We start from the raw sequence: 25,499 nt of genomic DNA, 5'->3' as shown, positions 1-25,499 counted from the left end.
GCGCTTACCGGGTCTGCAAAAATCGTAGGCCGGGTCAGGCGAAGCCGCCACCCGGCAATAAACCGCACTACATCCGCAGCATCCCTTTCTCTTCCAGAAACGCAATAATCGTCGCCAGCCCGTCACCCGCCTTCAGGTTGGTAAAGGTCCACGGACGCTCGCCGCGCATGCGATTAGTGTCGCGCTCCATTACCTCCAGCGACGCCCCCACGTACGGCGCGAGGTCGGTTTTATTGATCACCAGAAAATCGGATTTGGTGATCCCCGGCCCGCCCTTGCGCGGGATTTTTTCCCCTTCGGCCACGTCGATCACGTAGATGGTGAGGTCCGCCAGCTCCGGGCTGAAGGTCGCGCTCAGGTTATCCCCGCCGCTTTCGACGAAGATCAGATCCAGATTGCCGAACTTCTCGCTCAAGGCTTCCACCGCTGCCAGGTTCATTGAGGCATCTTCGCGGATGGCGGTGTGCGGACAGCCGCCCGTTTCCACCCCTACGATGCGCTCTGGCTCAAGCGCACCCGCCTCGGTCAGGATGCGCTGATCCTCTTTGGTGTAGATATCGTTAGTCACCACCGCAAGATGATAGGTGTCGCGCATCGCCTTGCAGAGCGCTTCCAGCAGGGCGGTTTTGCCCGACCCTACCGGGCCGCCCACGCCAACGCGCAGGGGATGTTTGTAATCAGCCATATTGACTCCTCAGGAACGGAATAGTCGTGAATATTGGGTTTCGTGGCGCGCGGAGGCGATGGCGGACAGCGGCGTAGCTGCCCCCAGCGCGTCGTCGCCACGTAAAAATGCCTGTTCAAACCCAGCGGCAAAATGGTCGCTCAGGTCGATAATCAGCTGTTGTGCGGCCTGCTGCCCAAACGGCACCAGCTTGACGCCCGCCATCACCGCGCTCTCAATCCAGCTGTAGCCGAGGCTCAGCGCCAGCTCGCGCGCGCTAATGCCCCAGCGCACGCCGAGCCACGCCATACCGCCGAGCTGGCTCTGCATCAACAGCGGCAGCCATTCTGCCGGGCAGGCGGGTTCCCAGCTTTTAACCAGGCGCGTAAAGGCTGCGCCGCGGTTGCGTTCTTCCTCGCGCAGTTCGCGCGTTTCCCGACAGGCGAGCAGGTATGCCGTCCAGCGTTTTGCTGCCGCGACGTCCTGCTGCTCGCAGGCACAGTACAGGCGGATAAACAGCGGCAGGTCGACGCAGAAAAAGCTCTGCTCCATCTGCTGGATCTGCCAGCGCCTGAAGGCCTCAGCGTCCGTGATCCACCCGGCCTCGACAGCCCACTCCAGCCCCTGTGACCAGGTAAACGATCCGACCGGCAGGCTACTGCTGGAGAGCTGCATCAGGCGCAGCCGCTGGCGGGCGTGCTCCATCAGCTCATCAACGCCAGCAGGGCAGAGACGATCAGCCCGCCGCCGAAGGTTTTACGCAGGCCGTCGTGACGGCGCAGCAGCAGCCCTGCCGCGAAGCTGGCGCACAGCACCGTGGCACTGGCTAACATAAATCCGCTGGTAAAGAGCCAGAAGCTGTGGCCGGACATCTCCACGCCGTGCGCCCAGCCATGGAACATCGCCAGGGCTGGAACCGCCAGCAGCAGGCGATTTTCAGTCTTAAACATCATCACGCCGCAGACCGCCAGCGAGGCGATAATCAGCATCTCCATGCCGCTAAAGCCGCCGAGCAGGCTGCCCGCAACGGCGCCAGCAAGCATCATGCCGAGCGTTGCTAACGGCAGCAGCAGCTTGCGGCCGCTCAGGGCGGACAGCACGCCAGCCCCCGTCAGCATCAGCAGGTGATCCAGCCCGGTCAGCGGATGGAGAAAACCTGCCTGAAAGCTGTCGGTTCCGTGCCCGGGATGGGCAAGCGCCGGAACGGAAAAGGCCAGCAGAAACAGCGGTAAATACTTACGCATGATGAGTCCTTAATGTGAATGAGCGTGGGAGTGGCCATGGCTGTGGGCATCGCTGGTGTAAGCGCCCGCTTCCGGTTCAAAGGGCAGGCTGGCGAAGGTCACCTCCAGCCCGAACTGACGTAGCATGTCGTCGAGAACGTGATCGTGGTGGTAGCGCAGTTCGCCGGGCATGATTTGCAGCGGTACGTGGCGGTTGCCCAGGTGATAACAGGCGCGGGCGAGCAGGAAAGGGTCGGCGCAGCGCACCACGGAAACCGACTCCGGGGCGGCGATCACTTCGATCACTTCGCTGCCGTCGTCGGTAGTCAGCAGGTCGCCCCCGCGCAGCAACAGGCCGCGCGGCAGCATTAGCCCGGCTTCGCGACCGTCGTTCAGCGCCACGCGGGCGCGGCTTTTCACCCGCACGTCAATCGGCAGCGTGACGCTGGCGGTAATCGGGTGCGCGTGGTCCAGGCGTTGGGTTAAATAAATCATCATCACTCCTCAAAACAGAAAATAGCGTTGCGCCATCGGCAAAACTTCTGCCGGTTCGCTGGTGATCAATTCGCCGTCGACGCGAACCTCATAGGTTTGCGAGTCAACGGTGATATTCGGCTGTAAATCGTTGTGGATCATGTCGGCCTTTTTCACCGTCCGGCAGCCTTTCACCACCGCAGTGGCGCTTTGCAATCCGAGCCGCTGCGGAATGCCGCTGGCATCAGCGGCCTGCGAGACAAACGTCAGCCGCGTGGCGTGGCGTGCGGCACCAAGTGCACCAAACATCGGGCGGTAATGCACCGGCTGCGGCGTGGGGATCGAGGCGTTGATGTCGCCCATCGGCGCGCAGGCGATCATCCCGCCTTTGACGATGGTGGCCGGTTTGACGCCAAAGAAAGCGGGGGACCAGACCACCAGATCCGCCAGCTTGCCCGCCTCAATAGAACCGACCTCATGGGCGATGCCGTGGGTAAGAGCCGGATTAATGGTGTATTTGGCGACATAGCGCTTCACGCGGAAGTTGTCGTTCTCGCCTGTCTCTTCCGGCAGTGCGCCGCGCTGCACCTTCATGCGGTGCGCCACCTGCCAGGTGCGGATAATCACTTCCCCCACGCGGCCCATGGCCTGTGAATCTGACGAGGTGAGCGAGAACGCGCCGATATCGTGCAGCACGTCTTCGGCGGCGATGGTTTCCCGACGAATACGGGATTCTGCAAACGCCACGTCCTCGGCGATATCCGGGTCGAGATGGTGACAGACCATCAGCATGTCCAGGTGCTCGTCGATGGTATTCACCGTGTAGGGCAGCGTCGGGTTGGTGGAGGAGGGCAAAATATTCGGGTGCGCGCAGGCGGTGATGATATCCGGCGCATGGCCGCCGCCCGCCCCTTCGGTGTGGAAGGTGTGGATGGTGCGCCCGGCGATGGCAGCCAGCGTGTCTTCGACAAAACCGGACTCGTTCAGTGTGTCGCTGTGCAGCGCCACCTGAATATCCATCTCTTCAGCGACCTCCAGCGAGCAGTTGATTGCCGCAGGCGTCGCGCCCCAGTCTTCGTGGATCTTAAGCCCGATGGCGCCAGCCGCGATCTGCTCGCGCAGCGCGTCCGGGTTTGAACCGTTCCCTTTGCCCAGCAGGCCAATATTCACCGGCAGCGTATCGGCGGCCTGCAACATGCGGGCGATATACCACGGCCCCGGCGTGCAGGTGGTGGCGTTTGTACCTGCCGCAGGGCCGGTGCCGCCGCCGATCATGGTGGTGACGCCAGAGACCAGCGCCTCTTCCGCCTGCTGCGGACAGATCCAGTGGATGTGGGTGTCGATCCCGCCAGGGGTGACGATCTTCCCTTCGGCGGCGATCACTTCCGTTGCCGCGCCAATCGGGATCGTCACGCCGGGCTGAATGTCCGGGTTTCCGGCTTTGCCGACGGCGAAGATCCGCCCATCTTTTATGCCGATATCCGCTTTCACAATCCCCCAGTGATCGACAATCAGCGCGTTGGTGAGCACCAGATCCACGCAGTCGTCGGCGGTCATCTGCCCCTGTCCCATGCCGTCGCGGATCACTTTTCCGCCGCCGAATTTAACCTCTTCGCCGTAGATCGTGAGATCGTCTTCCACTTCGATCCACAGCTCGCTGTCGGCCAGCCGCACTTTATCCCCGGTAGTGGGGCCGAACATATCGGCATACGCCTGGCGTGAAATCTCAGCCATGTTTCACCTCGCCCATGACCTCGCCGCGAAAACCAAAAATGCGCTGCGCGCCCGTCACCTGCACCAGCGCCACTTCCCGCTTCTGGCCGGGCTCGAAGCGCACGGCAGTGCCGGCAGGGATGTTGAGTCGGTAGCCTCGGGTGGCTTCGCGATCGAATTTCAACGCCGGGTTGACCTCGTAAAAGTGGTAATGCGAGCCGACCTGGATCGGCCTGTCGCCGTGGTTTTCCACGATCACACTTCGGGTTTCGCGCCCGACGTTGAGTGCAATGTTGCCGGACTGGATCCGGTATTCGCCTGGGATCATCACGCGCTCCTTACACGATCGGATTGTGGACGGTGACGAGCTTGGATCCGTCCGGGAAGGTGGCTTCCACCTGGATATCCGGGATCATCTCCGGCACGCCCTCCATCACCTGATCGCGCGTCAGGACGTGGCGGCCGGCTTCCATCAGCGAGGCGACGGTTTCGCCATCGCGCGCGCCTTCCATAATAAAGGCGCTGATCAGCGCGACCGATTCCGGGTAGTTGAGCTTTACCCCGCGCGCGAGGCGGCGTTCGGCAACCAGCGCGGCGGTGAACAGCAACAGCTTGTCTTTTTCTCTGGGAGTCAGTTCCATAGCGTTTCTCTTATGTCTGCCAGATACGCGGCGAACAGGCGGTTTTGGGGGTTAAAAGCGGGCGAAGCGACTGCCAGATATCGCGCATCACCCGCTGGCAAATGAGGTTGTCGTGGGAGAGAAAACGCACCGACAGCAGGTCGTCGGTGAGCGTCGCCCCGCCAAAGTTTTCCAGCGGGGCGAGCCGCTCGCGCACTGTATCAAGATGAGCTTCCCGGGCCGGGTAGAACAGCAGCGTGCCGACCCACGGATGGCCTGCGACGGGCGACAGATCGCCATCGTTAAGATGCAGTCGCTCAATCAAACGCGGCTCGCCATCCACCCACACCTCAAGGCGGCTCTCCAGCGTGCCGTGGCTGAAGGTTTCGTTTATCACCGGACGGCCCAGACAGTACAGCTCCCACGCCAGCAGCGTGCTGGTGGCCTTAAGGTGGAAGACGGAACGCAGCGCGGCGTTAGCGCCGGGGAAAATTATGGTGTCCTGCGGCAGCCACTCCAGCGTGGCCTCTTCGTCGAGGTAAAAATGCTGATTCAGACAGGCCAGCGGGCCGCTGCTGCGATAGAACTTGCTGGCGCCGGGCATGGTGATGAGGGCATGGCTTTTGGCGTCGAGCCGCACGGAAATATCCAGCGTATCCCCGCCCACAATCCCGCCTGGTGGATGCAGCAGGTAAAGGTGACAGGTTTCCCCTTCGGGATAAAACGGGCGCTGAACGGTGAGCGGCCCGGTGTGACGCGCGGAATGGAGGAGGGTTTTCTCAGGGGTATAACAAAACTGGAGGGCAAGCGTGGCCTGCCAGCCTTTGTATGAATTATCAGTGACCTGAGTTGCTAACATGGTGCTTCCATTTCCACACTATCGGGGTACGTTTCAGTATGCCCTGGCGGAAATGAAGGCTGTCATATGAGTCGCTTATGGATAAAAAACCGGCTCATGTGAGCCGGTTTCAGTAATGTAGGCCGGGTAAGCGCAGCGTCACCCGGCAAGAAAGGCTAGCGATAATCCTCTGCATCCACATCATACCCCGACGGCTCCCAGCGGATCGCCAGCAGCGATACCAGGCCGATAAACGGCGCCAGCGCAATCACCCAGAACACGGCGGTATCCAGCGACGCGACCAGTAGCGGGAACAGAAACAGTGACAGCGTTGAACTGCTGCGCATCAGCGTCTGGTTAAGCCCCACGCCCACGCCGCGCAGCGAGGTCGGGTAGCTCAAGGAGGCAAACGTCATGGTATGCGCACCCGGACCAAAACCCTGGCCAAACAGGAACAGCGCCAGCATCGCGACGGCGACCACGCCTTCCGTGGCCCCGTCAGGGCGGCCAATCAGCGCCAGACCGAGCAGCGCCACCAGCTGGCAGGCGTAACCCGCCAGTGACATTCGCCACGCGCCGAAGCGCGGAACATAGCGCACTGCCAGCAGCCCGCCGACAAACGCAAACAGCAGGTTAAGCGCCAGCGAGATCAGAATGGTGGTCAGCATCGACTGCACAAAGAAGCTGGAAATGATCACCGGCAGGCCAAAGGCTACGGCGTTATAGGCGAACGAGGAGACAACCGACAGCAGCGTGGCGAGCGTGGTACGCCGCAGGTAGATACCGCGGAACAGATTCAGGTAGTTCGACCATTTTGCCTTATTGACCACCGGCGCGGGCTGGTCAAGCGCATCCTGCGGCACGTGGGCATTAATGTTGTACGACTGCCGCAGGATGGACGCCGCCTCCTTCAGATTGCCCTGATTCGCCGCCCAGACCGGGGATTCGCTCATATAGCGGCTGCGGATGGCGATAATCACCAGCGCGGGCACCGCGCCGAAGCCAAGGATCAGACGCCAGAGCCAGTCGCTGTGGCCTTCCGGCAGCACGGCGTAGAAGAAGAGCACCAGAAGATAAGAGATGCTGATGGCCGCATACCAGGTGGGGCACCACATTGCCACGCTGGAGGCTTTATTCCCCGGGCCTTTCAGCCTGGCGAACTCGCTGAGAAACGCCATCGCCACGGGAAGGTCGATCCCGACGCCAAGACCCATCACAAAGCGTGCGCCCGCCAGCACATATTCGTTCGGAGCCAGCGCACAGGCGATGGCGGCGACGACAAAGAACACCATGTCGGCCATAAAGACGCGGTAGCGCCCGATTTTATCCGTAAGATAGCCGCCGAGCAGCGCCCCGACAATGGCACCAAAGGTAATGGCTGAAGCCACCATGCCGGTACCAGCGGGCGTCAGGTTAAATTCGCGGGTGATGTCTTTGATGCCGAATGCCAGCGCGCCGAGATCGTAGGCATCGAGAAAAATTCCCCCGAGCGCGATACCGACCACGATGCGGGCATTGGCCCGGCCCTGAGAGCCGTCATTAACGAGACGTGAAACGTCCGATGCGCTGCGTACCCACTTGATGTCGCCATCCGGGGTGTTTCCTGCCGTTGGGAGGGGAGTTGTGTCTGTGATTTCTGCCATTTTCTTTTATGTGGTTGTGTTGTGTACCTAACAGTTACCACAGGCAGAAGGGGACAAAAATCACATTTGGTTATAAGGCATAACGAACGGTTTACTGAGCGTCTTTCTTTTTACGCTTGAGCTTCGTCCAGATTTTGGTTTCCTGGCGACGCCACAGGCGCTGAATGTTGTCATGATGACGCAGCAGGATCAGGCACGAGAGCATCGATACCGGGAAGGTAAACTGCGGTTTGAACCACCAGACATAAAACGGAGCGATCAGCGCGCTGACGATGGCGCCCAGCGATGAATAGCCGCTCAGCAGGATGGTCAGCAGCCAGGTGCCCGCCATCACGCCAGTGAGATCCCAGCCGATCGGCGCAATCGCGCCAAACGCGGTTGCAACGCCTTTACCGCCTTTAAAACCAAAGAAAACGGGCCAGATATGGCCGACGCAGGCGGCGATAGCAATCAGACCCAGCCAGAAGGGTGTGACGCCCAGCGCATACGCACCCCAGACGGGGAGCATTCCTTTCAGAACATCAAAAATCAAAACCGCTACGGCTGCTCCCTTGCCGCCAATTCGTAGTACATTGGTCGCCCCCGGATTCCCGGAACCACTTTCACGCGGGTCAGGCAACCCGGCGATGCGGCAGACCAGAATGGCGCTGGAGATTGAGCCGCAAAGGTAGGCGAGGATAATCATTCCAGGCGCGATTGCACTCATAACGCTGTTCCGTTTTGAAAATGTATCTGTATTCTCAGCATCTGTGGATAATACGCATAATTCGCCGGAAGTGGTATCCGGTTTAGCCAAAAAGCAGGCAGGTCGTGATGGATATTGTATTTATAGAGCAACTTTCGGTAATCACCACAATTGGTGTTTACGACTGGGAACAGACCATCGAGCAGAAACTGGTGTTCGATATCGAAATGGGCTGGGATAACCGCAAGTCAGCAAAAAGCGATGATGTGAATGACTGTCTGAGCTACGCCGACATCAGTGAAGCGGTCATCGGCCACGTGGAAGGACAACGTTTTGCGCTGGTGGAACGCGTGGCGGAAGAGGTAGCGGACCTGCTACTGAGCAAATTTAACTCCCCGTGGGTGCGCATCAAACTAAGCAAGCCGGGAGCGGTGGCGCGCGCCGCCAATGTGGGCGTGATTATCGAGCGTGGCACAAATCTGAAAGGAAAGATTTAACGTCATAATTGCTAAACCATTTTAGGTTATATCGGTCTTAAAGCTGTATCTTTCACGGTTGTCCGCGTGGGACACCGTTTTTTTATATCTTTTTAGGGGTTTATAGATGAGCGATATGCACTCGCTGCTGGTGGCGGCAATTCTGGGTGTGGTCGAAGGATTGACGGAGTTTTTGCCGGTGTCCAGTACGGGCCATATGATTATCGTTGGCCATCTCCTGGGCTTTGAAGGCGATACCGCAAAGACGTTTGAGGTGGTGATTCAGCTGGGCTCTATTCTGGCGGTGGTCGTCATGTTCTGGCGTCGTCTGTTTGGTCTGATCGGCATCCACTTCGGGCGTTTACCGCAGCGTGAAGGAGAGGGCAAGGGGCGCCTGACGCTGATTCATATTCTGCTGGGGATGATCCCGGCGGTGGTGCTGGGGCTGGTGTTCCACGACACCATAAAATCGCTTTTCAACCCGATTAACGTGATGTACGCGCTGGTTGTCGGCGGCTTCCTGCTGATTGCCGCCGAAGTGCTGAAGCCAAAAACCCCGCGTGCAGAAGGTCTGGACGATATGACGTATCGCCAGGCGTTTATGATTGGCTGCTTCCAGTGTCTGGCGCTGTGGCCGGGCTTCTCCCGTTCAGGGGCAACCATTTCCGGCGGGATGCTGATGGGCGTGAGCCGTTACGCGGCGTCTGAGTTCTCGTTCCTGCTGGCGGTACCGATGATGATGGGCGCCACCGCACTGGATCTCTACAAAAGCATCGGCTTCCTGACCGTAGGCGACATTCCGATGTTCGCCGTGGGCTTTATCACCGCCTTTATCGTGGCGCTGATTGCCATCAAAACCTTCCTGCAACTGATTAAGCGTATCTCGTTTATTCCGTTCGCGATCTACCGCTTTATCGTCGCGGCTGCCGTGTACGTGGTCTTCTTCTGATGACCGACCGCCCTCAGTCTTTCGGCTGAGGGCAACGTTTTTCCTTCCACGCCGCAACCGCATCAATCCGCCGTTTCGTCAGCTCTTCGCGGATCTCCGGGCCTTTAAACCCTGCCTCCACCACCTCTTTCGTTGGCACCGCTTTTGCGATTTCCCACGCCTCGCGCAGCAAACGACCCTGCGGATAATCGGACGCTTCAAACCCGGTACGGCCGCGCACGTCCGCTTCGCTGGTCAGCGCAATTTGCTCCACGCGCTGCGGCTTGCGCCAGGCGTCGATGTTATCGAACAGCCTGACGATGGTGGCGGGTTTCAGGATCGGGAAGGTGTGGATCAGGTCGTGGAACTCGGCGACCAGTTTTGCCAGATCGCGAATGTCATTCGGCACGCGCAGGCGCTGGCAAAGCCCTTCAACCAGCTTTACGCCAGCCGGACCGTGCCCGTGGTGGCGTGGCCACAACTCCTTTGGCGTTAACCCCTTGCCGAGGTCATGGCAGAGGGTGGAAAAGCGCACGTCCACTTCAGGGCTGAGCATAGCGGCCATGCTCAGCGTCATCAGGGTGTGAATGCCGGTATCAATTTCCGGGTGCCATTTCGCCGGGGCGGGCACGCCAAACAGCGCGTCTATTTCCGGGAACAGCACTTTCAGCGCCCCGCAGTCGCGCAGAACCTGGAAAAAGACCTGTGGGTTGCGGGTGGTCAGGGCGTTTTCGGTCTCTTTCCAGACGCGTTCTGGCGTCAGGTGTTCCAGCTCGCCCGCGTCGGTCATGGCCGTCATCAGCGCCATCGTCTCGTCGGCGATACGGAAGCTCAGATGGGCATAACGGGCGGCAAAACGCGCCACGCGCAGTACGCGAAGCGGATCTTCAGAAAAGGCGGGGGAAATATGGCGTAAAAGACGATCGCGCAGATCGTTCTGGCCGCCGTAGGCGTCGATGATATGTCCGTTTTCGTCCTGCGCCAGGGCGTTAATGGTGAGATCGCGGCGCAGTAAGTCCTGCTCCAGCGTGACATCCGGCGCGGCATAGCAGGTGAAGCCGGTATAACCGGAACCCGATTTCCGTTCGGTACGCGCCAGGGCGTACTCTTCGCGGCTTTTCGGATGGAGGAACACAGGAAAATCGCGGCCTACCTGCTGGTAGCCCGCGTCAATCATCGCTTCGGGCGTGGCACCGACCACGACCCAATCTTTATCTTTGACCGGCAGACCTAATAACGCATCACGTACCGCACCACCGACCAGATAACTCTTCACGCCAACACTCCCGTTTTCTCTTTTCGCAAGATGATACGTAAGTGTGGCAGAGAAGACGAGTTAGTTCATCCAGCGGTCTTTACGTTTACGGCTTGGGATAAGGTGAGGAAGCACCAGACCCAGCACCAGACCGACGCCCAGTACGCCGCCGCCATACATAAACCACTGCATGATGATGGTGCGTTGTTTGTCATCCAGCTGTAGATTAGCGGCGTTTACTTTCTTCTGTGCGACGATCAGCTCGTTTTTCAGCTTCTGATTTTCGTCTTTCAGACCGGCGATCACGCTGTCGCTTTGCGCCACTTTCTGCTGCATCTCTGCGGTGCGCTGGTTCCAGGTACCGTCAATGTTGTTCAGCTTATCGGTCAGGGTTTTCACCTGATTTTCCAGATCCGGCACGCGGGTGCGCAGGCTTGGCACTGTGCTTAGCTCTTTCAGCGGGATCCATGAGGTGCGGCCAGAGCTGTCACGAACCTGACCGTAATTGGTGTCTGCGTTAGTTTGCAGCAGAGTCACTTCCTCGCCGGCATTTACCGTACCCACGAGGCGATAATTGTCTCCAGGGCCGCTGCGTACCCAGGTATTCAGTTCATCAGAAACGTAACGTTTCTCTTCAGCGTGGACCGCGGTTGCGGCGCTAAAAGCGAGTAAAGTAAGTCCAATCAGGCGTAATTTAAGCATATCAGTCGTTATTTTCATAAAAAGTGGAACGATAGTAGTGGTATCAGTGTCGCTACGCAAAGGATTCATCATCAATCGGAATCATCTGTGTCATGATTTCCACCGCTTTAAACTTTTACGCCCGTCAAATTGCTCATTGCGTGGCAATTTGGCGCAAAATACTATGTACTGACAAACAAATGGCGAGGAAGTTCGCCTTCATCGACGCGTCTGTGACGCACGCAAAAGTACAAGGCTATGGCACAAGAGATCGAATTAAAGTTTATCGTCGAAAAAGACAGCGCTGACGCGCTCCGCCAGCATCTGAATACGCTGTCCGGCGAGCACCATGAACCCGTACAGCTGCTCAACATCTATTACGAAACGCCGGACAACTGGCTGCGCAACCACGATATGGGCCTGCGCATCCGTGGTGCGAACGGGCGCTACGAGATGACGATGAAAATCGCCGGTCGCGTGGTGGGCGGTTTGCACCAGCGTCCGGAATACAATATCGACATCAGTAAGCCAGAACTTGAGCTGGATCGTTTTCCGGCGGAAGTGTGGCCGGAAGGGACGCTGCCCGCAACGCTGTCGGCAGAGGCGCAACCGCTGTTCAGCACCGATTTCTGGCGCGAGAAATGGCTGGTGACGGAAGGCAAGAGCCGTATTGAGATCGCGTTTGATCGGGGTGAAATTAAGGCTGGTGAAGAGCAGGAGCCGATCTGCGAGCTGGAGCTTGAACTGCTGGAAGGCGACGCGAGCGACGTGCTGAAGCTGGCGCACAAGCTGGTGAACCAGCCTGGCCTGCGTCAGGGCAGCCTGAGTAAAGCGGCGCGCGGCTATCACCTGGCCGCCGGGAATGCGCCACGCGTGCTGCGAGAAACCCCGATTCTGCGCGTTGTGCCGAAAGCCTCCGTTGAGCAGGGCATGGAAGCGGCGCTGGAGCTGGCGCTCTCTCAGTGGCAGTACCACGAGGAGCTGTGGGCGCGTAACGTGAAAAATGCCAAAAAACAGGTGCTCGCTGCTATGGGTCTGGTGCGTCACACCCTGGCGTTGTTCGGCGGTATTGTACCGCGTAAAGCCAGCGCTCACTTACGTGATCTGCTCACTCAAACCGAAACGCTGATGCTTTCTGACGTGTCGGCACAAACGGCGATCTACAGCCCGCAAAACGCCAGCGCGAAACTGGCGTTGACCGAATTTCTGGTGACGCGCGGCTGGCGCATTTTCCTCGATGCGAAAGGGCAGACTAAAATCGCGGAAAACTTCAAACGTTTTGCGGATATCCACCTCTCCCGTCACGCGGCCGAGCTGCGAACCACCTTCGCGCATCCGCTGGGCGACCAGTATGGCGATCAGCTTCCCCGCCTGGCGCGTAACATCGACAGCATGTTGCTGCTGTCAGGTGCGTATGAGGGCGTGAAGGCGCAGGCCTGGCTGGAGAACTGGCAGGGGCTTAAGCATGCCATCGAGACCCGTCAGCAGATTGAGATCGAGCATTTCCGCAACGAGGCCATTTCGCAGGATCCGTACTGGCTGCACAGCGGAAAACGTTAATTCTGGCAAGGAACCCCTGATATGCCGCTTTCTTCGCAGTTACAGCAGCACTGGCAGACCGTTTGTGAACGCCTGCCTGAGTCGTTACCCGCGTCATCGTTAAGCGAGCAGGCGAAAAGCGTGCTCACGTTCAGTGATTTTGTGCAGGAGAGCGTCAGCGCTAACCCGGACTGGCTGGCAGCGCTGGAAAGCGCGCCGCCGCAGGCTGACGAGTGGCGGCATTATGCTGGCTGGCTGCAAACCGCGCTGGCAGAGGTGGCAGATGAACCCACGCTGATGCGCGTTCTGCGTCAGTTCCGCCGCCGGGTGATGGTACGCATTGCCTGGGCGCAGGCGCTGGAGCTGGTGAGTGAAGAGAGCACCTTGCAGCAGTTGAGCGAGCTGGCGCAGACGCTGATCGTCGCCGCTCGGGACTGGCTCTACGCCGCCTGCTGTAAAGAGTGGGGCACGCCGTGCAGCGAAGACGGGGTTCCGCAACCGCTGTTGATACTGGGGATGGGCAAGCTGGGCGGCTGCGAGCTCAATTTCTCCTCAGACATCGATCTGATTTTTGCCTGGCCGGAAAACGGCTCCACGCGCGGCGGTCGTCGCGAGCTGGACAACGCCCAGTTCTTTACCCGCCTGGGGCAACGGCTGATTAAGGCGCTGGATCAGCCCACCCAGGATGGTTTTGTCTACCGCGTGGATATGCGTCTGCGTCCGTTTGGCGACAGCGGGCCACTGGTGCTGAGCTTTGCTGCGCTGGAAGATTATTACCAGGAGCAGGGTCGCGACTGGGAGCGTTACGCGATGGTCAAAGCGCGGATCATGGGCGACAGTGACGATGCCTACGCCAACGAGCTGCGCGCCATGCTGCGCCCGTTCGTGTTCCGCCGCTACATTGACTTCAGCGTGATCCAGTCCCTGCGAAATATGAAAGGGATGATTGCCCGCGAGGTGCGTCGCCGTGGCCTGAAGGACAACATCAAGCTCGGCGCGGGCGGTATTCGTGAGATCGAATTTATCGTCCAGGTCTTCCAGCTGATACGCGGCGGGCGTGAACCTTCTCTGCAATCCCGCTCGCTGTTGCCGACGCTCAGCGCTATCGATCAGCTGCATCTGCTGCCGGAAGGCGACGCGCAAACGCTGCGTGACGCTTATCTCTTCCTGCGTCGTCTGGAAAATCTGCTGCAAAGTATCAACGACGAACAGACCCAGACGTTACCGGGCGATGAGCTGAACCGGGCGCGTCTGGCCTGGGGGATGCGGGTGGATGACTGGGCGGCGCTGACGGAACGGCTGGAAGCGCATATGGCGGGCGTGCGCCGCATCTTTAACGATCTGATCGGCGACGACGAAAGTGAATCGCAGGACGATGCGCTCTCCGAGCACTGGCGCGAACTGTGGCAGGACGCGCTTCAGGAAGATGACACCACGCCGGTGCTGGCGCACTTAAGCGACGATGCCCGCCATCGCGTGGTGGCGTTAATCGCCGACTTCCGCCTCGAACTGAACAAACGCGCCATTGGCCCGCGCGGTCGTCAGGTGCTGGATCATCTGATGCCGCATCTGCTGAGCGATGTCTGCTCCCGCGAGGATGCGCCGGTGCCGCTGTCGCGCATGATGCCGCTCCTGAGCGGGATCGTCACGCGTACCACCTACCTTGAACTGTTAAGTGAGTTTCCCGGCGCGCTGAAGCATCTGATTTCCCTTTGCGCCGCCTCCCCGATGGTGGCGAACAAGCTGGCGCGTTATCCGCTGCTGCTCGACGAACTGCTCGACCCGAATACGCTCTATCAGCCGACGGCGACGGATGCTTACCGCGACGAGCTGCGTCAGTATCTGCTGCGCGTGCCGGAAGAGGACGAAGAGCAACAGCTTGAGGCGCTGCGTCAGTTTAAGCAGGCACAGATGTTGCGCGTGGCGGCGGCAGATATCGCCGGTACCCTGCCGGTAATGAAAGTGAGCGATCACTTAACCTGGCTGGCGGAAGCGATCATCGACGCGGTGGTCCACCAGGCGTGGGTGCAGATGGTGGCCCGCTACGGGCAGCCGAAGCACCTTGCTGACCGTGAAGGCCGCGGTTTTGCGGTGGTGGGTTACGGCAAGCTGGGCGGCTGGGAGCTGGGCTACAGCTCCGATCTGGATCTGATTTTCCTCCACGACTGTCCGGTTGACGTGATGACCGACGGCGAGCGCGAAATCGACGGGCGGCAGTTCTACCTGCGCCTGGCCCAGCGCATCATGCACCTGTTCAGCACTCGCACCTCATCCGGCATTCTGTATGAAGTGGATGCGCGTCTGCGCCCGTCCGGCGCGGCAGGCATGCTGGTTACCTCGACGGAGGCTTTCGCCGACTATCAGAAGAACGAAGCCTGGACGTGGGAGCATCAGGCGCTGGTGCGCGCCCGCGTGGTATACGGCGATCCGCAGCTCAAAACGCAGTTCGATGCGATCCGCAAGGCGGTCATGACGACCCCGCGCGAGGGCAGTACGCTGCAAACCGAAGTGCGGGAAATGCGGGAGAAGATGCGCGCGCACCTTGGCAACAAACATCGCGATCGCTTTGATATTAAAGCCGATGAAGGCGGCATTACCGATATCGAGTTTATCACTCAGTACCTGGTGCTGCTGCACGCGCACGATAAGCCGAAGCTGACCCGCTGGTCGGATAACGTGCGCATACTGGAACTGCTGGCGCAGAACGACATTATGGATGAGCAGGAGGCGCAGGCATTAACCCGCGCCTACACCACGCTGCGTGATGAGTTGCACCATCTGGCCTTACAGGAACAGCCGGGCCATGTGGCGCAGGACGGTTTCACCGATGAACGCGCGCAGGTGACCGCAAGCTGGCAGAAGTGGCTGGTGGAACCGTGCGTAACAAAACAAGTGTGATATTATCGCGCGCAAATTGTGAATCTTTCTGGAGTCAGGAATGAAAGTAACACTGCCAGAGTTTGAACGTGCTGGAGTTATGGTTGTCGGGGATGTGATGCTGGATCGCTACTGGTATGGGCCGACCAGCCGTATCTCTCCGGAAGCGCCGGTGCCGGTAGTTAAGGTCGACACCATTGAAGAACGTCCAGGCGGCGCGGCAAACGTGGCGATGAACATAGCCTCGCTGGGCGCGCATTCGCGTCTGGTGGGCCTGACCGGCATTGACGATGCGGCGCGTGCGCTGAGCCAGTCGCTGGCGGACGTGAACGTGAAGTGCGACTTCGTTTCTGTTCCGACCCACCCAACCATCACCAAGCTGCGCGTGCTGTCGCGTAACCAGCAGCTGATCCGCCTCGACTTTGAGGAAGGGTTCGAAGGCGTTGATCCTGAGCCGCTGCACGAGCGCATTAGCCAGGCGCTGGGCAATATCGGCGCGCTGGTGCTGTCTGATTATGCCAAAGGTGCGCTGGCGAGCGTGCAGACCATGATCCAGCTGGCGCGCAAAGCCAGCGTTCCGGTGCTGATCGACCCGAAAGGCACCGATTTTGAGCGCTATCGCGGCGCAACCCTCCTGACGCCCAACCTCTCTGAGTTTGAAGCGGTGGCGGGCAAGTGCAAAACTGAAGAAGAGCTGGTTGAGCGCGGCATGAAAATCATCGCTGATTTCGAGCTGTCTGCGCTGCTGGTGACCCGTTCAGAACAGGGCATGACGCTGCTGCAACCGGGCAAGGCGCCGCTGCATATGCCAACCCAGGCGCAGGAAGTGTACGACGTGACCGGTGCCGGTGATACGGTGATCGGCGTGCTGGCGGCGACGCTGGCGGCGGGTAACACTCTGGAAGAAGCGTGCTACTTCGCGAACGCCGCGGCGGGCGTGGTCGTCGGTAAACTCGGAACCTCCACCGTTTCGCCAATCGAGCTGGAAAATGCGGTGCGTGGGCGTGCGGATACCGGCTTTGGCGTCATGACCGAAGACGAGCTGAAAGTGGCCGTTGCCGCCGCGCGCAAACGCGGTGAAAAAGTGGTGATGACGAACGGCGTGTTCGACATCCTGCATGCGGGTCATGTCTCGTATCTGGCGAATGCGCGCAAGCTGGGCGACCGCCTGATTGTGGCGGTCAACAGCGATGCCTCAACCAAACGTCTGAAGGGTGAAACGCGTCCGGTGAACCCGCTGGAGCAGCGCATGATAGTGCTCGGCGCGCTGGAAGCGGTGGACTGGGTGGTCTCATTTGAAGAAGACACCCCGCAGCGCCTGATTGCCGGAATTCTGCCTGACCTGCTGGTGAAGGGCGGTGATTACAAGCCAGAGCAAATCGCAGGTAGCGAAGAGGTCTGGGCGAATGGCGGTGAAGTGATGGTGCTCAACTTTGAGGACGGGTGTTCAACCACTAACATCATTAAGAAGATCCAGAAAGACAGTCAGTAAAAAACGGGCCAGTTGGCCCGTTTTTTTATGTCGGGTGGCGGCTGCGCCTTACCCGACCTACGCGTTCATGTAGGCCCGGTAAGGCGTAGCCGCCACCGGGCACAACAGGCCGCACTATGCCTGGTCATCCACCGGTGGAATAGCTGGCGCTGGCTTCACCTCTTCCGGCGCATTGCGGCTCTCCAGCTCGCTCAGACGCTGTTCCAGCAGCGCCAGCTTCTCGCGGGTGCGCAGCAGCACCTGCGTCTGCACGTCAAACTCTTCGCGGCTGACTAAATCAAGGCGAACCAACTGTGCCTGCAACGTCTGGCGGATTTTCTTCTCAACGTCATCACCAAACTCACGAATACCTTTCGGCATGGACTCATGAACCTGACGCGCGATCTGCTCAATTTTTTTTGGGTCAATCATTGTCGTTTCCCTTGATGAAAAGGTGTTAGTGCCTATTGTAGCGCGTCATGCCGCGGGTTAAACAAAATTGTTTGAAGCTTATGCATTGCCCAGGGTAATCAATAGCGTTATAGTTATCTCGCTTATTCTCAGGGCGGGGCGAAATTCCCCACCGGCGGTAAATCAGCTTAACGCTGAAAGCCCGCGAGCGCTTTGGGTGAATTCTCAAAGGTCAGCAGATCCGGTGTAATTCCGGGGCCGACGGTTAGAGTCCGGATGGGAGAGAGTAACGATCCAGTCGGGCAAGGCCCGCTCACGTTATTTTTTTGCCGCTTGTACGGCGCTCCTAAGACTGCCCTGATTCTGGTAACCATAAAGTTAATGAGGTTTTTTTACCATGAATCAGACGCTACTTTCCTCTTTTGGCACTTCAACTCAACGTGTTGAACATGCACTGGATGCACTGCGCGAAGGCCGCGGTGTGATGGTGCTTGACGATGAAAACCGTGAAAACGAAGGCGACATGATTTTTGCCGCCGAGAACATGACCGTTGAGCAGATGGCGCTGACCATCCGTCACGGTAGCGGCATCGTATGCCTGTGCATCACCGAAGACCGTCGCCAGCAGCTTGATCTGCCGATGATGGTTGAAAACAACACTAGCGCCTTTGGTACCGGCTTCACCGTGACCATTGAAGCGGCACATGGCGTCACCACCGGGGTGTCGGCGGCTGACCGCCTGACTACCGTGCGTGCAGCGATTGCTGATGGTGCAAAACCCTCCGATCTGCACCGCCCTGGTCATGTCTTCCCGCTGCGCGCGCAGCCGGGCGGCGTGCTGACCCGTGGTGGTCATACCGAAGCGACCATCGATCTGGTGACGCTGGCTGGCTTCAAACCCGCAGGCGTGCTGTGCGAACTGACCAACGATGATGGCACCATGGCGCGCGCGCCGGAGTGCATCACCTTTGCGCGTCTGCACAATATGCCAGTGGTGACGATTGAAGACCTGGTTGAATACCGCCGGGCGCATGAGCGTAAAGCCAGCTGAACATGCTGATGTGAAAAAGCCGGGGAAACCCGGCTTTTTTGTTTCTAGTGGTAGTTAATTTTGAACAGTACCACGGTTTCAAACGGCCCGGACTGAATCGCTTTTCCTTCATCCCGCGAAAGTTCAGCCGTGTAGTTTTGCTCAAGATTCATCATATCGCCCGTAAAATCGGCGTATTCCTTGTACTGGTTGAATGTGTAAGGCTCCGTTCCGTTAAGAATACGCAGCTTTAACCCATTCCCTATCAGTACCGCGGTGTCGTCTGCGCTGAGCGTTTCGGTTGTGTAAAATGACGAGTCCATCTTAAATCCGTCCGAGCACTGGGCATCCTGCACTTTGGTGGTTCGAATTGAAAACGTGCGAATACGCTTCTGCTGATTCACAATGTCGCGCGCACTGAAGGTGCCGAAGTCGATCTCCTGATTCTCAGGGTAAATGCTAAACGTCGCCCCGCAATCAAGGACCGTAATGTTTTGCAGCCCGTTGATGTGATACTTCAGGTTCTTCGCGTCGGCCATCTGATTAACGCCACCCTTACCGTCAAATTGCACAACGATGTAATCGCTGAGCGAACTGACATAGCCATGCGGCGGCACAGCCTTTATTCTCACGAAAAGTCGTAATCGGGCGACGAACGTGCGCGAAATATGGATATCATCCGGATTACCAGAGCAAATGCGATTCTCCCACCCCATCTGGCGGATTTGAGCAGGGGTGTAAATAGTGATGTTATTGTTGTCCAGACACTGGCGGGTATCCACGCCGTTGGGCTGACCTGTAGCATCGTAATCTATACCTTCATAGGTGACGCCCAGCTCATAATAGGGATCGGTTGCGGCAGGATAAGGATTTACCCAGGCAAAGACATCTTCCGGCTTAAAATTGCTCGAGACGTTGTTATCACACGTCACCGGAATCTTAATGTCATCAGACTCCCATATTTTTTGGCCAATTTGGGCGTTGCTGGGTATGGCAAAGGGGGAGATCGTTTTTGTCTCCTCGACGGAACCGCCAGAGCCACCCAGATAACAGTTAAGCGCCATCGCATCTTCCAAAGGTAGCGCTGAAAGCAGCAATGTAAGCAGGACACTAGCGAGCTTTCGCATCTTTATCGATTTTCCGTTCGGTAAGTTTACATTGCGCCGTTCCGGTGCACTGCACGTCGACTTTTTTCAGGGCACCGTAATCGTCGATATAGCCGATGCTGTAATAACTACCGTGGTAATCGCCGGTAGACGCGGTTGCCGTGGCGAAAGGCGCAATCATCAGACTGTCAAAACCCGGCAGCATGGTTTTAGCATTTTTGCTCAGCCACGCCAGCGTGATGTAGTACGGCGTAGGGTTGTGGACCGTGAGCCCATCCGCGTTGGCGGAAATTTCCATTCGCATTTCAGTCAGTTCGCCGGATTTTTTGCTAATCGCTTCTGGACGCCAGAACAGCTTAATTCGGCTCTGCATTGCTACCTGCATCACGCTGCGCTCCTCGCTGGCGCTGGTGTTTTTTGGCGGTACTTCACGCAGGTTGAAATAAAACAGCGATTCCCTGTCTCCTGGCAGCTGGCGAGTAGCGGCTTGTTTAACAATCCTTATCTGCGACGAGGTGCCCGCTTCGATACGTTGAATGGGGGGAAGCGCCATAAAGTGCGTATCTTCTTTTTGTCCCTTTTCATCTTCAATCCAGGAGAGCGCCAGATAAGGCAGCACCTTGCTCTGGTTGTCCACTTTCAGGCTGCTGGCCTTGTCGCTTTCTGGAAAAACAATGCGCGTGCGGTCCAGATTAATGGCTGCGTGGGTAGCAAATGCTGTGCTGGTTAGCATCAGGCACAGGCTTTTAAACGGCGTTAATTTCATGATGATTTCTTACTGACACGGCAGTATCAACTGCATACTGTTTTCTAAGTGAGAAGGTAACGAGAAGCGACACTGTTGGTTGTCGCCCCATGTCACGCGAAACTGCTGTTCTGGCTCAACGGCGGCCAGCCAGACGCGGCCTTCATCGGCCACCATCCCAACCTGCAAATCGCTTTCTTCCAGGCGAACAATCGCCCCGAGAGGTGGCGCTCCTGATGACATTCGCAGAACGCCTGTCACGTCCTTACCTGCGCGCGTGGCAATCTGACGATAACCAATGGCTCCCTCAGTCCAGGTTGAGGTCACGACGCGGTTGTCTACGTCCACGCCATCAGGGAGGTTGTTCAGATTGACCTGCACGCTGGAGGGAGAATAGCTGGAGAATGACGGTAAAACGCCGATGCCAAAACGGTTGGTCTCATCTCGCGACATGTTCAGCGGGATATTGCCTACCCCGTCGGTGCTGACCATCACACGAGGTTCATTACCGTAGCTTCGCCGGTGCAGCGCGGCGCCTTTCGCCGTTGAGGTGAAGGAACCACTCCAGCTCGCGCTGAGGGAGTTATATTCGTCAGCTTTATAGCTGCCTGAGAGATTGAGATCGCCGTACGTAGAATAATGCTGATAATTCCCGCTGACCTGCGCGCCGGAATCTGGCTTTCCGCTCTCCGCGCCTGCGGAAACGCCCCAGGTATTATTGCGATCCGACGTGTCATACCACGACACGTTATGACTCAGCGTGTCGCTGTTACGCAGGTCATAGTTAAGACGATGATCGGGATCGAGCGGTACGCTGAGCGAGAGATAGAACTGAGTATCGTCACTTTCGTCTTCCTCATCGTAATGCGTTTTACTCCAGGACAGGGTTACGCCGAGGTTCTTCCAGCGGCCCATATCAAAGTTGTAGCCCGCCGTGATGCTGCCGGTCGTGGAAGGTGAATCATTCCACCATGTCTGACGCAGCATGTTGACGTACAGGTTCAGGGATAACGCTGAAATGTACTGGCTTGCCGTCACGCTCAGGGTTTGTTTCTCCGACTGGCGGTCACCGTCGTCATAATCAAGGTAGCGGGCGTAGCTCAAAAACTGGGGGTCTGAGTAGCGGTAGCTGGCAAGCGTAAGCTGACTGCCGGTGGTATCGAAACGCTTGCTGTAGTTAATGCGATAGCTGTAACCCGTCTGACTGCGCTGGTGTGGCAGCTGGCTGGTGGCCTGCGTGACGTCAAAAGAGAGCGCCCCCAGCCAGGCCATATTCTGGCCGATCCCGGCAGCGACGGAACGATAACCGTCGCCATCAGTCAGCGTGCCGCCATACAGGGAGGTGTGTGACAGCATGCCCCAGGAAAATTCGCCGCTCATGAAGGCGTTATCTTCAACGTCATGGGAGGCACCCTGGCGCGCTTTACCCGCCGCGAACTTGTAGCGAACCTGACCCTTGCGCGTTAAAAACGGCACGGACTCGGCAGAGACCTGGAAGGTGCTGACGCGGCCGTCCTCTTCCGTGACTTTGACGTCCAGCGTGCCCTGAACCGACTGGTTAAGATCCTGAATAACAAACGGGCCTGGTGGCACTTTACTTTGGTAAATCACGCGATCGGCAAGGCTTACGGTCACCGTGGCGTTGGTTTGCGCTATCCCGGTAATCTGCGGGGCATAGCCGCGCAGCGACCATGGCAGCATACGTTCTTCGCTGATTAGCGATGCGCCGGTATAGGTAAAGGCGTCAAAAATTGCGGACTGGAAATCCGTTTCACCCAGCGTTAGTTTCGCTCCGATTGAGGGCAGAGGGCGGAACATATATACGCGTGAAAAACGGCCATCCTGCTCTGAGCCTGCTTCAGTATCGCTTCGCGTGTACTGGTAATCGCTTCGCAGGCGCCACGCGCCCATGTTCGCACCGACGGTGCCATAGGTATTGGCGTTGTTATTGCTGCTGCCGCTATTGGGCTGATAATGGCTGGCAAAAAGATTGTAATCCAGCAGTACGCCCGGCACGCCGTTGTCCCAGGTGGATGGCGGCATCCAGTCTACCGCACGGTATTGCAGCCACGCCTGGGGGATCGTCACATTCAGGGATTGGCTATCTTGCTCAAACGTAAATCTGATGTCTGGTCTGGCGGCGAAATCAACGCATCCCTCTTTTTCTGGCAAAGTGTGACGAACCTCATCCTGTAACGCAAATGTATCGGCCAGTTCGGGAGGAATACACACCTGAACCGCGTTATTTATTTCTCTCCAGCGAAGGAGCCAGCCATTTGCCAGCGGAATATCATTAACTGAAACGGTAACGAAATAGCTTCCCGGCGTAACCGATATTTGATCTTTAAAACGTGATAAATCGACGCTGCCGCGCTGATCTTTATCAATGGCGTTTATATTAAATTCAGTGGCAGAGGTAAGTCTCGTCATTAACAGGGATGCAATGATGATTATCCATTGTAATTTGTATGTCATCATCCTGTTACTCGAATATATAAAGGATGCCGACCGGTATGAATTACCAGTCGGCTAATACTGTTACGTAACAGAACTATTTGTACAACAGGACGTAGTTAGCCGTGGCTTCAACCTGGCCTGCCGTCGCAGTTTTACCCGTGGGGACTTCCATAACCGCTTTGAAATGCAGCGTCTGGGTGGTTGATCCTGCCAGCAACTCAACCTCGTTGGATTCTCCCAGCGTGATAGCAGCCTCCGCATTATCCAGCAGACGTACACCCACGTTCTGCGCACCACTTGCATAGGTGTTACTCATCAGGCTGGTGTCTGTCGCGTCTGTCGCTGCGCTGGTGAATGTGACATCCACTTTGGTAATTGGCGTGTCGGTTTCGTCTGCTGGATCGTCAAGCTGGCAGTTTTCCAGATTAATATCGACCGGAACCGGCGTGGATTTTTTGTTGGCGTTGATAACGGCCGTAGTCACTTCACCCAGATCGACTTCTTTATCAACGCTGTCTGGTGCGATGCTGCACGGTGCGTCAATAACAACACCTTTGAATTTGATTTTGCCAGAGCCTTGATCTTCAGCAAAAGCAGAACCCGACACAATGCCAGCCATAGCCGCTGCTAACAGTAATTTCTTACCCATATACATGGAAATATCCTTTTTCAAAGTGATTCATAATGTGAATATTAATTTCAGAATACTTGCAAAGTATACGGATTGGGGTGGGAATACGCGATTAACGTGACTTAAATATATTTGTAGGTGCTTTTAATTAATATTTTCAGGCTATCTTAAGAGGCGTCTTTTTTTGAAATTCTAATGGGTTTATATTTGGTGAGTTATTATAGGATAAATATATAGGATTGTTATTTTGAATAGTATAATGCCTCCGTATGAAACGGAGGCATTAATTCTTAACCAATACCTGCCGTTTGTAGCAGAACCAGACTCATCCCCATCACTGACATTCCACACAGCACGCCGTAGCTTGGGTTATTGTTGGGATCGATCTCTTTTGCCAGCGGCATCAGCTCATCGACAGATAGCGCGACCATAATCCCGGCCACGGCAGCCATAATTGCAGCCATTACAACCGGGGATACGAGGCTACCGAGGATCAGCCACGCCAGCACGCCGCCGAGAATTTCAGCCATCCCGGAGATACCCGCCCAAAAGACAGCTGTACGTTTTGAACCCGTGGCGGCATAAACGGGCCCGGCAACGGCAAGTCCTTCAGGAATATTGTGCAAAGCAACGGCCAGCGCGACACCAAAACCCATTTCCAGGTTGCTGCTGGCCGTGACATAGGTGGCGATACCTTCCGGAAAGTTATGCAGGCTGATACCCAGCGTCAGCAGAATGGCCGTGCGTTTGATATTGCCAGGGATGGGGGCAACGCTTTTTTGCATTAGATCCTGCGGGTGCGCGTGAGGAAGGATACGGTCGAGTGCAAAATAACCCAGCAGGCCAATGATAAACATGCCATAGCCCAGAACAGGCGACATCCCTTCGGCGTGAAGCGCGGCGGGCAGCATCTCCATCAGCGAGATAAGCAGCATAATCCCGGCGGCGAAACCCAGCGAGAAGGCCAGCAGGCGATTAGAGGGTTTTTGACCGAGTACCCCAAGGAACGCACCGATAAAGGTCGCGGCGCCCGCAAGTAAGGTCAAAATCAAAGGTACTGACATGCATTCTCCTTAAGCGATATCTGGCATTCAAATTTCCTGATGATGATCTTCACGGTTATCTACGTTCATCTTCACCTGAATGCGCGTAATGTAGGCCCATCACTTTGTCACTTCCTCTAAGGATATCACCATGTCTCCTTCTCGTATGCCAGCACTGTTTTTAGGCCATGGCAGCCCCATGAACGTTCTGGAAGATAACGTCTATACCCGCGCCTGGTGTCAACTGGGTAAGACGTTACCGCGTCCGAAGGCAATTGTGGTGGTCTCTGCGCACTGGTTTACCCGGGGTACCGGCGTGACGGCCATGGAAGCGCCAAAAACGATCCATGATTTTGGCGGTTTTCCGCAGGCGCTGTACGATACGCATTATCCGGCCCCCGGTTCGCCTGAGCTGGCGCAAACGCTGGTGGATTTGCTGGCACCTTTCCCGGTCACCCTGGATAAAGAGGCCTGGGGCTTTGACCATGGCTCGTGGGGCGTGCTGATTAAGATGTATCCTGATGCGGATATCCCGATGGTGCAACTGAGTATCGACAGCACCAAACCGGCTGCCTGGCACATGGAGATGGGACGTAAGCTGGCTTCGCTTCGTGATGAGGGCATCATGCTGATTGCCAGTGGCAACGTGGTGCATAACCTGCGTACGGTACGCTGGCACGGTGAAAATACGCCGTACCCTTGGGCAACAGCCTTTAATGACTATGTAAAAGACAACCTGACCTGGCAAGGGCCGGTCGAACGGCACCCTTTGGTGAACTATCTGGATCACGACGGCGGTTCGCTCTCTAACCCGACGCCGGAACACTTCTTGCCATTGCTGTATGTATTAGGCGCATGGGATGGTCAGGAGGTTATCACAACACCGGTCGACGGTATTGAGATGGGGAGCTTAAGTATGCTGTCGGTGCAGGTGGGGTAAAACATGCCCGGTGGCGCTGCGCTTACCGGGCCTACGCTCGACATGTAGG

Annotated in this window: 25 protein-coding genes and 1 riboswitch; of the genes, 7 read left to right on the top strand and 18 right to left on the bottom strand. The window is 57.3% G+C overall.

From position 1 onward, the window contains the following. Positions 1–67: 67 nt before the first annotated feature. The 10 genes from ureG to plsY all read right to left on the bottom strand — a co-directional run bounded on the left by ureG (position 68) and on the right by plsY (position 7,881). A complete protein-coding gene (ureG, locus tag HWQ15_RS04690) occupies positions 68–685 on the bottom strand; it encodes an urease accessory protein UreG (RefSeq protein WP_023298635.1) in 618 nt (205 codons plus the stop codon). 9 nt (positions 686–694) lie between these two features. After that, on the bottom strand, positions 695–1,369 hold the full coding sequence (locus HWQ15_RS04685) for an urease accessory protein UreF (RefSeq protein ID WP_046620811.1): 675 nt from the start codon (positions 1,367–1,369) through the stop codon (positions 695–697). Next, complete coding sequence (locus HWQ15_RS04680) at positions 1,369–1,908, bottom strand: HupE/UreJ family protein (RefSeq protein WP_003862561.1); 540 nt, start codon at positions 1,906–1,908, stop codon at positions 1,369–1,371. Before HWQ15_RS04680 ends, HWQ15_RS04685 begins: the two co-directional genes overlap by 1 nt. A gap of 9 nt (positions 1,909–1,917) precedes the next feature. Then, positions 1,918–2,382, bottom strand: a complete 465-nt coding sequence (gene ureE / locus HWQ15_RS04675; RefSeq protein WP_023306979.1) for an urease accessory protein UreE — start codon at positions 2,380–2,382, stop codon at positions 1,918–1,920. A 9-nt stretch (positions 2,383–2,391) separates the two neighbouring features. Beyond that, positions 2,392–4,095: an urease subunit alpha gene (ureC, locus tag HWQ15_RS04670; protein ID WP_023306978.1), complete on the bottom strand. Its 1,704-nt coding sequence runs from the start codon at positions 4,093–4,095 to the stop codon at positions 2,392–2,394. Beyond that, positions 4,088–4,402, bottom strand: coding sequence for an urease subunit beta (locus HWQ15_RS04665; RefSeq protein ID WP_022649443.1), 315 nt, complete (start codon positions 4,400–4,402; stop codon positions 4,088–4,090). Before HWQ15_RS04665 ends, ureC begins: the two co-directional genes overlap by 8 nt. A gap of 10 nt (positions 4,403–4,412) precedes the next feature. Then, positions 4,413–4,715, bottom strand: coding sequence for an urease subunit gamma (locus HWQ15_RS04660; protein WP_003862556.1), 303 nt, complete (start codon positions 4,713–4,715; stop codon positions 4,413–4,415). Positions 4,716–4,725: 10 nt separating this feature from the next. Beyond that, complete coding sequence (locus HWQ15_RS04655; RefSeq protein ID WP_063149084.1) at positions 4,726–5,553, bottom strand: urease accessory protein UreD; 828 nt, start codon at positions 5,551–5,553, stop codon at positions 4,726–4,728. A 155-nt stretch (positions 5,554–5,708) separates the two neighbouring features. Beyond that, positions 5,709–7,175, bottom strand: coding sequence for an MFS transporter (locus HWQ15_RS04650; RefSeq protein ID WP_023306976.1), 1,467 nt, complete (start codon positions 7,173–7,175; stop codon positions 5,709–5,711). A 91-nt stretch (positions 7,176–7,266) separates the two neighbouring features. After that, positions 7,267–7,881 (bottom strand): glycerol-3-phosphate 1-O-acyltransferase PlsY, encoded by a 615-nt coding sequence (gene plsY, locus HWQ15_RS04645; RefSeq protein ID WP_022649440.1) that lies wholly within the window; start codon positions 7,879–7,881, stop codon positions 7,267–7,269. A gap of 107 nt (positions 7,882–7,988) precedes the next feature. Here plsY and folB point away from each other — a divergent pair, with 107 nt between their 5' ends. Both folB and bacA read left to right on the top strand, forming a co-directional pair. Then, positions 7,989–8,357 carry a bifunctional dihydroneopterin aldolase/7,8-dihydroneopterin epimerase gene (gene folB / locus HWQ15_RS04640; RefSeq protein WP_063149085.1) on the top strand — a complete coding sequence of 123 codons (369 nt, stop codon included), beginning with the start codon at positions 7,989–7,991 and terminating at the stop codon, positions 8,355–8,357. 106 nt (positions 8,358–8,463) lie between these two features. Continuing rightward, positions 8,464–9,285, top strand: coding sequence for an undecaprenyl-diphosphate phosphatase (gene bacA, locus HWQ15_RS04635; RefSeq protein ID WP_003862545.1), 822 nt, complete (start codon positions 8,464–8,466; stop codon positions 9,283–9,285). Between the two features lie 13 nt (positions 9,286–9,298). Here bacA and HWQ15_RS04630 read toward each other — a convergent pair whose 3' ends face one another. Continuing rightward, positions 9,299–10,540 (bottom strand): multifunctional CCA addition/repair protein, encoded by a 1,242-nt coding sequence (locus tag HWQ15_RS04630; RefSeq protein ID WP_023298627.1) that lies wholly within the window; start codon positions 10,538–10,540, stop codon positions 9,299–9,301. Positions 10,541–10,600: 60 nt separating this feature from the next. Then, complete coding sequence (locus tag HWQ15_RS04625) at positions 10,601–11,221, bottom strand: TIGR04211 family SH3 domain-containing protein (protein WP_001303390.1); 621 nt, start codon at positions 11,219–11,221, stop codon at positions 10,601–10,603. Positions 11,222–11,458: 237 nt separating this feature from the next. On the opposite strand from HWQ15_RS04625, the gene HWQ15_RS04620 reads away from it, so the two are divergent. Genes HWQ15_RS04620 through hldE form a run of 3 tightly spaced genes read left to right on the top strand, consistent with a single transcriptional unit; the run spans position 11,459 to position 17,108 of the window. Then, positions 11,459–12,760, top strand: coding sequence for an inorganic triphosphatase (locus HWQ15_RS04620; protein ID WP_058646836.1), 1,302 nt, complete (start codon positions 11,459–11,461; stop codon positions 12,758–12,760). 21 nt (positions 12,761–12,781) lie between these two features. Further along, positions 12,782–15,637: a bifunctional [glutamate--ammonia ligase]-adenylyl-L-tyrosine phosphorylase/[glutamate--ammonia-ligase] adenylyltransferase gene (gene glnE, locus HWQ15_RS04615; protein ID WP_063149086.1), complete on the top strand. Its 2,856-nt coding sequence runs from the start codon at positions 12,782–12,784 to the stop codon at positions 15,635–15,637. 40 nt (positions 15,638–15,677) lie between these two features. After that, entirely contained in the window at positions 15,678–17,108 is a 1,431-nt protein-coding gene (hldE, locus tag HWQ15_RS04610) for a bifunctional D-glycero-beta-D-manno-heptose-7-phosphate kinase/D-glycero-beta-D-manno-heptose 1-phosphate adenylyltransferase HldE (RefSeq protein WP_063149087.1), read from the top strand. 114 nt (positions 17,109–17,222) lie between these two features. Here the strand turns inward: hldE and ubiK are convergent, their stop codons facing one another. Then, the gene (gene ubiK, locus HWQ15_RS04605; protein WP_000566823.1) at positions 17,223–17,519 is read right to left on the bottom strand and encodes a ubiquinone biosynthesis accessory factor UbiK; all 297 of its coding nucleotides are present in this window, start codon (positions 17,517–17,519) and stop codon (positions 17,223–17,225) included. A gap of 120 nt (positions 17,520–17,639) precedes the next feature. Further along, positions 17,640–17,790: riboswitch (FMN riboswitch) on the top strand. A gap of 105 nt (positions 17,791–17,895) precedes the next feature. Between ubiK and ribB the strand changes: the two genes are divergently transcribed. After that, positions 17,896–18,549, top strand: coding sequence for a 3,4-dihydroxy-2-butanone-4-phosphate synthase (gene ribB, locus HWQ15_RS04600; protein ID WP_003862538.1), 654 nt, complete (start codon positions 17,896–17,898; stop codon positions 18,547–18,549). Between the two features lie 44 nt (positions 18,550–18,593). Here the strand turns inward: ribB and HWQ15_RS04595 are convergent, their stop codons facing one another. The 5 genes from HWQ15_RS04595 to zupT all read right to left on the bottom strand — a co-directional run bounded on the left by HWQ15_RS04595 (position 18,594) and on the right by zupT (position 24,531). Next, the gene (locus HWQ15_RS04595) at positions 18,594–19,655 is read right to left on the bottom strand and encodes a type 1 fimbrial protein (RefSeq protein ID WP_063149088.1); all 1,062 of its coding nucleotides are present in this window, start codon (positions 19,653–19,655) and stop codon (positions 18,594–18,596) included. Next, entirely contained in the window at positions 19,639–20,400 is a 762-nt protein-coding gene (locus HWQ15_RS04590) for a molecular chaperone (protein ID WP_022649433.1), read from the bottom strand. The genes HWQ15_RS04595 and HWQ15_RS04590 overlap by 17 nt, the downstream gene beginning before the upstream one ends. Before the next feature lie 9 nt (positions 20,401–20,409). Next, the gene (locus HWQ15_RS04585; protein ID WP_063149089.1) at positions 20,410–22,854 is read right to left on the bottom strand and encodes a fimbria/pilus outer membrane usher protein; all 2,445 of its coding nucleotides are present in this window, start codon (positions 22,852–22,854) and stop codon (positions 20,410–20,412) included. Between the two features lie 76 nt (positions 22,855–22,930). Beyond that, positions 22,931–23,491 carry a fimbrial protein gene (locus HWQ15_RS04580; protein ID WP_022649431.1) on the bottom strand — a complete coding sequence of 187 codons (561 nt, stop codon included), beginning with the start codon at positions 23,489–23,491 and terminating at the stop codon, positions 22,931–22,933. 266 nt (positions 23,492–23,757) lie between these two features. Continuing rightward, complete coding sequence (zupT, locus tag HWQ15_RS04575) at positions 23,758–24,531, bottom strand: zinc transporter ZupT (RefSeq protein ID WP_022649430.1); 774 nt, start codon at positions 24,529–24,531, stop codon at positions 23,758–23,760. 130 nt (positions 24,532–24,661) lie between these two features. On the opposite strand from zupT, the gene ygiD reads away from it, so the two are divergent. Continuing rightward, on the top strand, positions 24,662–25,450 hold the full coding sequence (gene ygiD / locus HWQ15_RS04570) for a 4,5-DOPA dioxygenase extradiol (RefSeq protein ID WP_023306969.1): 789 nt from the start codon (positions 24,662–24,664) through the stop codon (positions 25,448–25,450). The last annotated feature ends 49 nt before the right edge of the window (positions 25,451–25,499 follow it).

It is taken from the genome of Enterobacter sp. DSM 30060, from assembly GCF_013375955.1.
GTDB classification, from domain to species: domain Bacteria; phylum Pseudomonadota; class Gammaproteobacteria; order Enterobacterales; family Enterobacteriaceae; genus Enterobacter; species Enterobacter intestinihominis.
The sequence above is the reverse complement of the archived record's forward strand: the minus strand, read 5'-3'. Positions and strand labels throughout refer to the sequence as shown.

What these genes read in the sequence shown, in the direction of transcription:
- bacA (WP_003862545.1), top strand. Translation starts at nt 8,464, where the DNA reads ATGAGCGATATGCACTCGCTGCTGGTGGCGGCAATTCTGGGTGTGGTC.
- HWQ15_RS04680 (WP_003862561.1), bottom strand. Translation starts at nt 1,908, where the DNA reads ATGCGTAAGTATTTACCGCTGTTTCTGCTGGCCTTTTCCGTTCCGGCG.
- ygiD (WP_023306969.1), top strand. Translation starts at nt 24,662, where the DNA reads ATGTCTCCTTCTCGTATGCCAGCACTGTTTTTAGGCCATGGCAGCCCC.
- HWQ15_RS04655 (WP_063149084.1), bottom strand. Translation starts at nt 5,553, where the DNA reads ATGTTAGCAACTCAGGTCACTGATAATTCATACAAAGGCTGGCAGGCC.
- plsY (WP_022649440.1), bottom strand. Translation starts at nt 7,881, where the DNA reads ATGAGTGCAATCGCGCCTGGAATGATTATCCTCGCCTACCTTTGCGGC.
- HWQ15_RS04660 (WP_003862556.1), bottom strand. Translation starts at nt 4,715, where the DNA reads ATGGAACTGACTCCCAGAGAAAAAGACAAGCTGTTGCTGTTCACCGCC.
- ribB (WP_003862538.1), top strand. Translation starts at nt 17,896, where the DNA reads ATGAATCAGACGCTACTTTCCTCTTTTGGCACTTCAACTCAACGTGTT.
- ubiK (WP_000566823.1), bottom strand. Translation starts at nt 17,519, where the DNA reads ATGATTGACCCAAAAAAAATTGAGCAGATCGCGCGTCAGGTTCATGAG.
- zupT (WP_022649430.1), bottom strand. Translation starts at nt 24,531, where the DNA reads ATGTCAGTACCTTTGATTTTGACCTTACTTGCGGGCGCCGCGACCTTT.
- HWQ15_RS04620 (WP_058646836.1), top strand. Translation starts at nt 11,459, where the DNA reads ATGGCACAAGAGATCGAATTAAAGTTTATCGTCGAAAAAGACAGCGCT.
- HWQ15_RS04665 (WP_022649443.1), bottom strand. Translation starts at nt 4,402, where the DNA reads ATGATCCCAGGCGAATACCGGATCCAGTCCGGCAACATTGCACTCAAC.
- HWQ15_RS04595 (WP_063149088.1), bottom strand. Translation starts at nt 19,655, where the DNA reads ATGCGAAAGCTCGCTAGTGTCCTGCTTACATTGCTGCTTTCAGCGCTA.
- hldE (WP_063149087.1), top strand. Translation starts at nt 15,678, where the DNA reads ATGAAAGTAACACTGCCAGAGTTTGAACGTGCTGGAGTTATGGTTGTC.
- HWQ15_RS04650 (WP_023306976.1), bottom strand. Translation starts at nt 7,175, where the DNA reads ATGGCAGAAATCACAGACACAACTCCCCTCCCAACGGCAGGAAACACC.
- ureG (WP_023298635.1), bottom strand. Translation starts at nt 685, where the DNA reads ATGGCTGATTACAAACATCCCCTGCGCGTTGGCGTGGGCGGCCCGGTA.
- ureC (WP_023306978.1), bottom strand. Translation starts at nt 4,095, where the DNA reads ATGGCTGAGATTTCACGCCAGGCGTATGCCGATATGTTCGGCCCCACT.
- HWQ15_RS04585 (WP_063149089.1), bottom strand. Translation starts at nt 22,854, where the DNA reads ATGACATACAAATTACAATGGATAATCATCATTGCATCCCTGTTAATG.
- folB (WP_063149085.1), top strand. Translation starts at nt 7,989, where the DNA reads ATGGATATTGTATTTATAGAGCAACTTTCGGTAATCACCACAATTGGT.
- ureE (WP_023306979.1), bottom strand. Translation starts at nt 2,382, where the DNA reads ATGATTTATTTAACCCAACGCCTGGACCACGCGCACCCGATTACCGCC.
- HWQ15_RS04685 (WP_046620811.1), bottom strand. Translation starts at nt 1,369, where the DNA reads ATGGAGCACGCCCGCCAGCGGCTGCGCCTGATGCAGCTCTCCAGCAGT.
- glnE (WP_063149086.1), top strand. Translation starts at nt 12,782, where the DNA reads ATGCCGCTTTCTTCGCAGTTACAGCAGCACTGGCAGACCGTTTGTGAA.
- HWQ15_RS04580 (WP_022649431.1), bottom strand. Translation starts at nt 23,491, where the DNA reads ATGTATATGGGTAAGAAATTACTGTTAGCAGCGGCTATGGCTGGCATT.
- HWQ15_RS04625 (WP_001303390.1), bottom strand. Translation starts at nt 11,221, where the DNA reads ATGCTTAAATTACGCCTGATTGGACTTACTTTACTCGCTTTTAGCGCC.
- HWQ15_RS04590 (WP_022649433.1), bottom strand. Translation starts at nt 20,400, where the DNA reads ATGAAATTAACGCCGTTTAAAAGCCTGTGCCTGATGCTAACCAGCACA.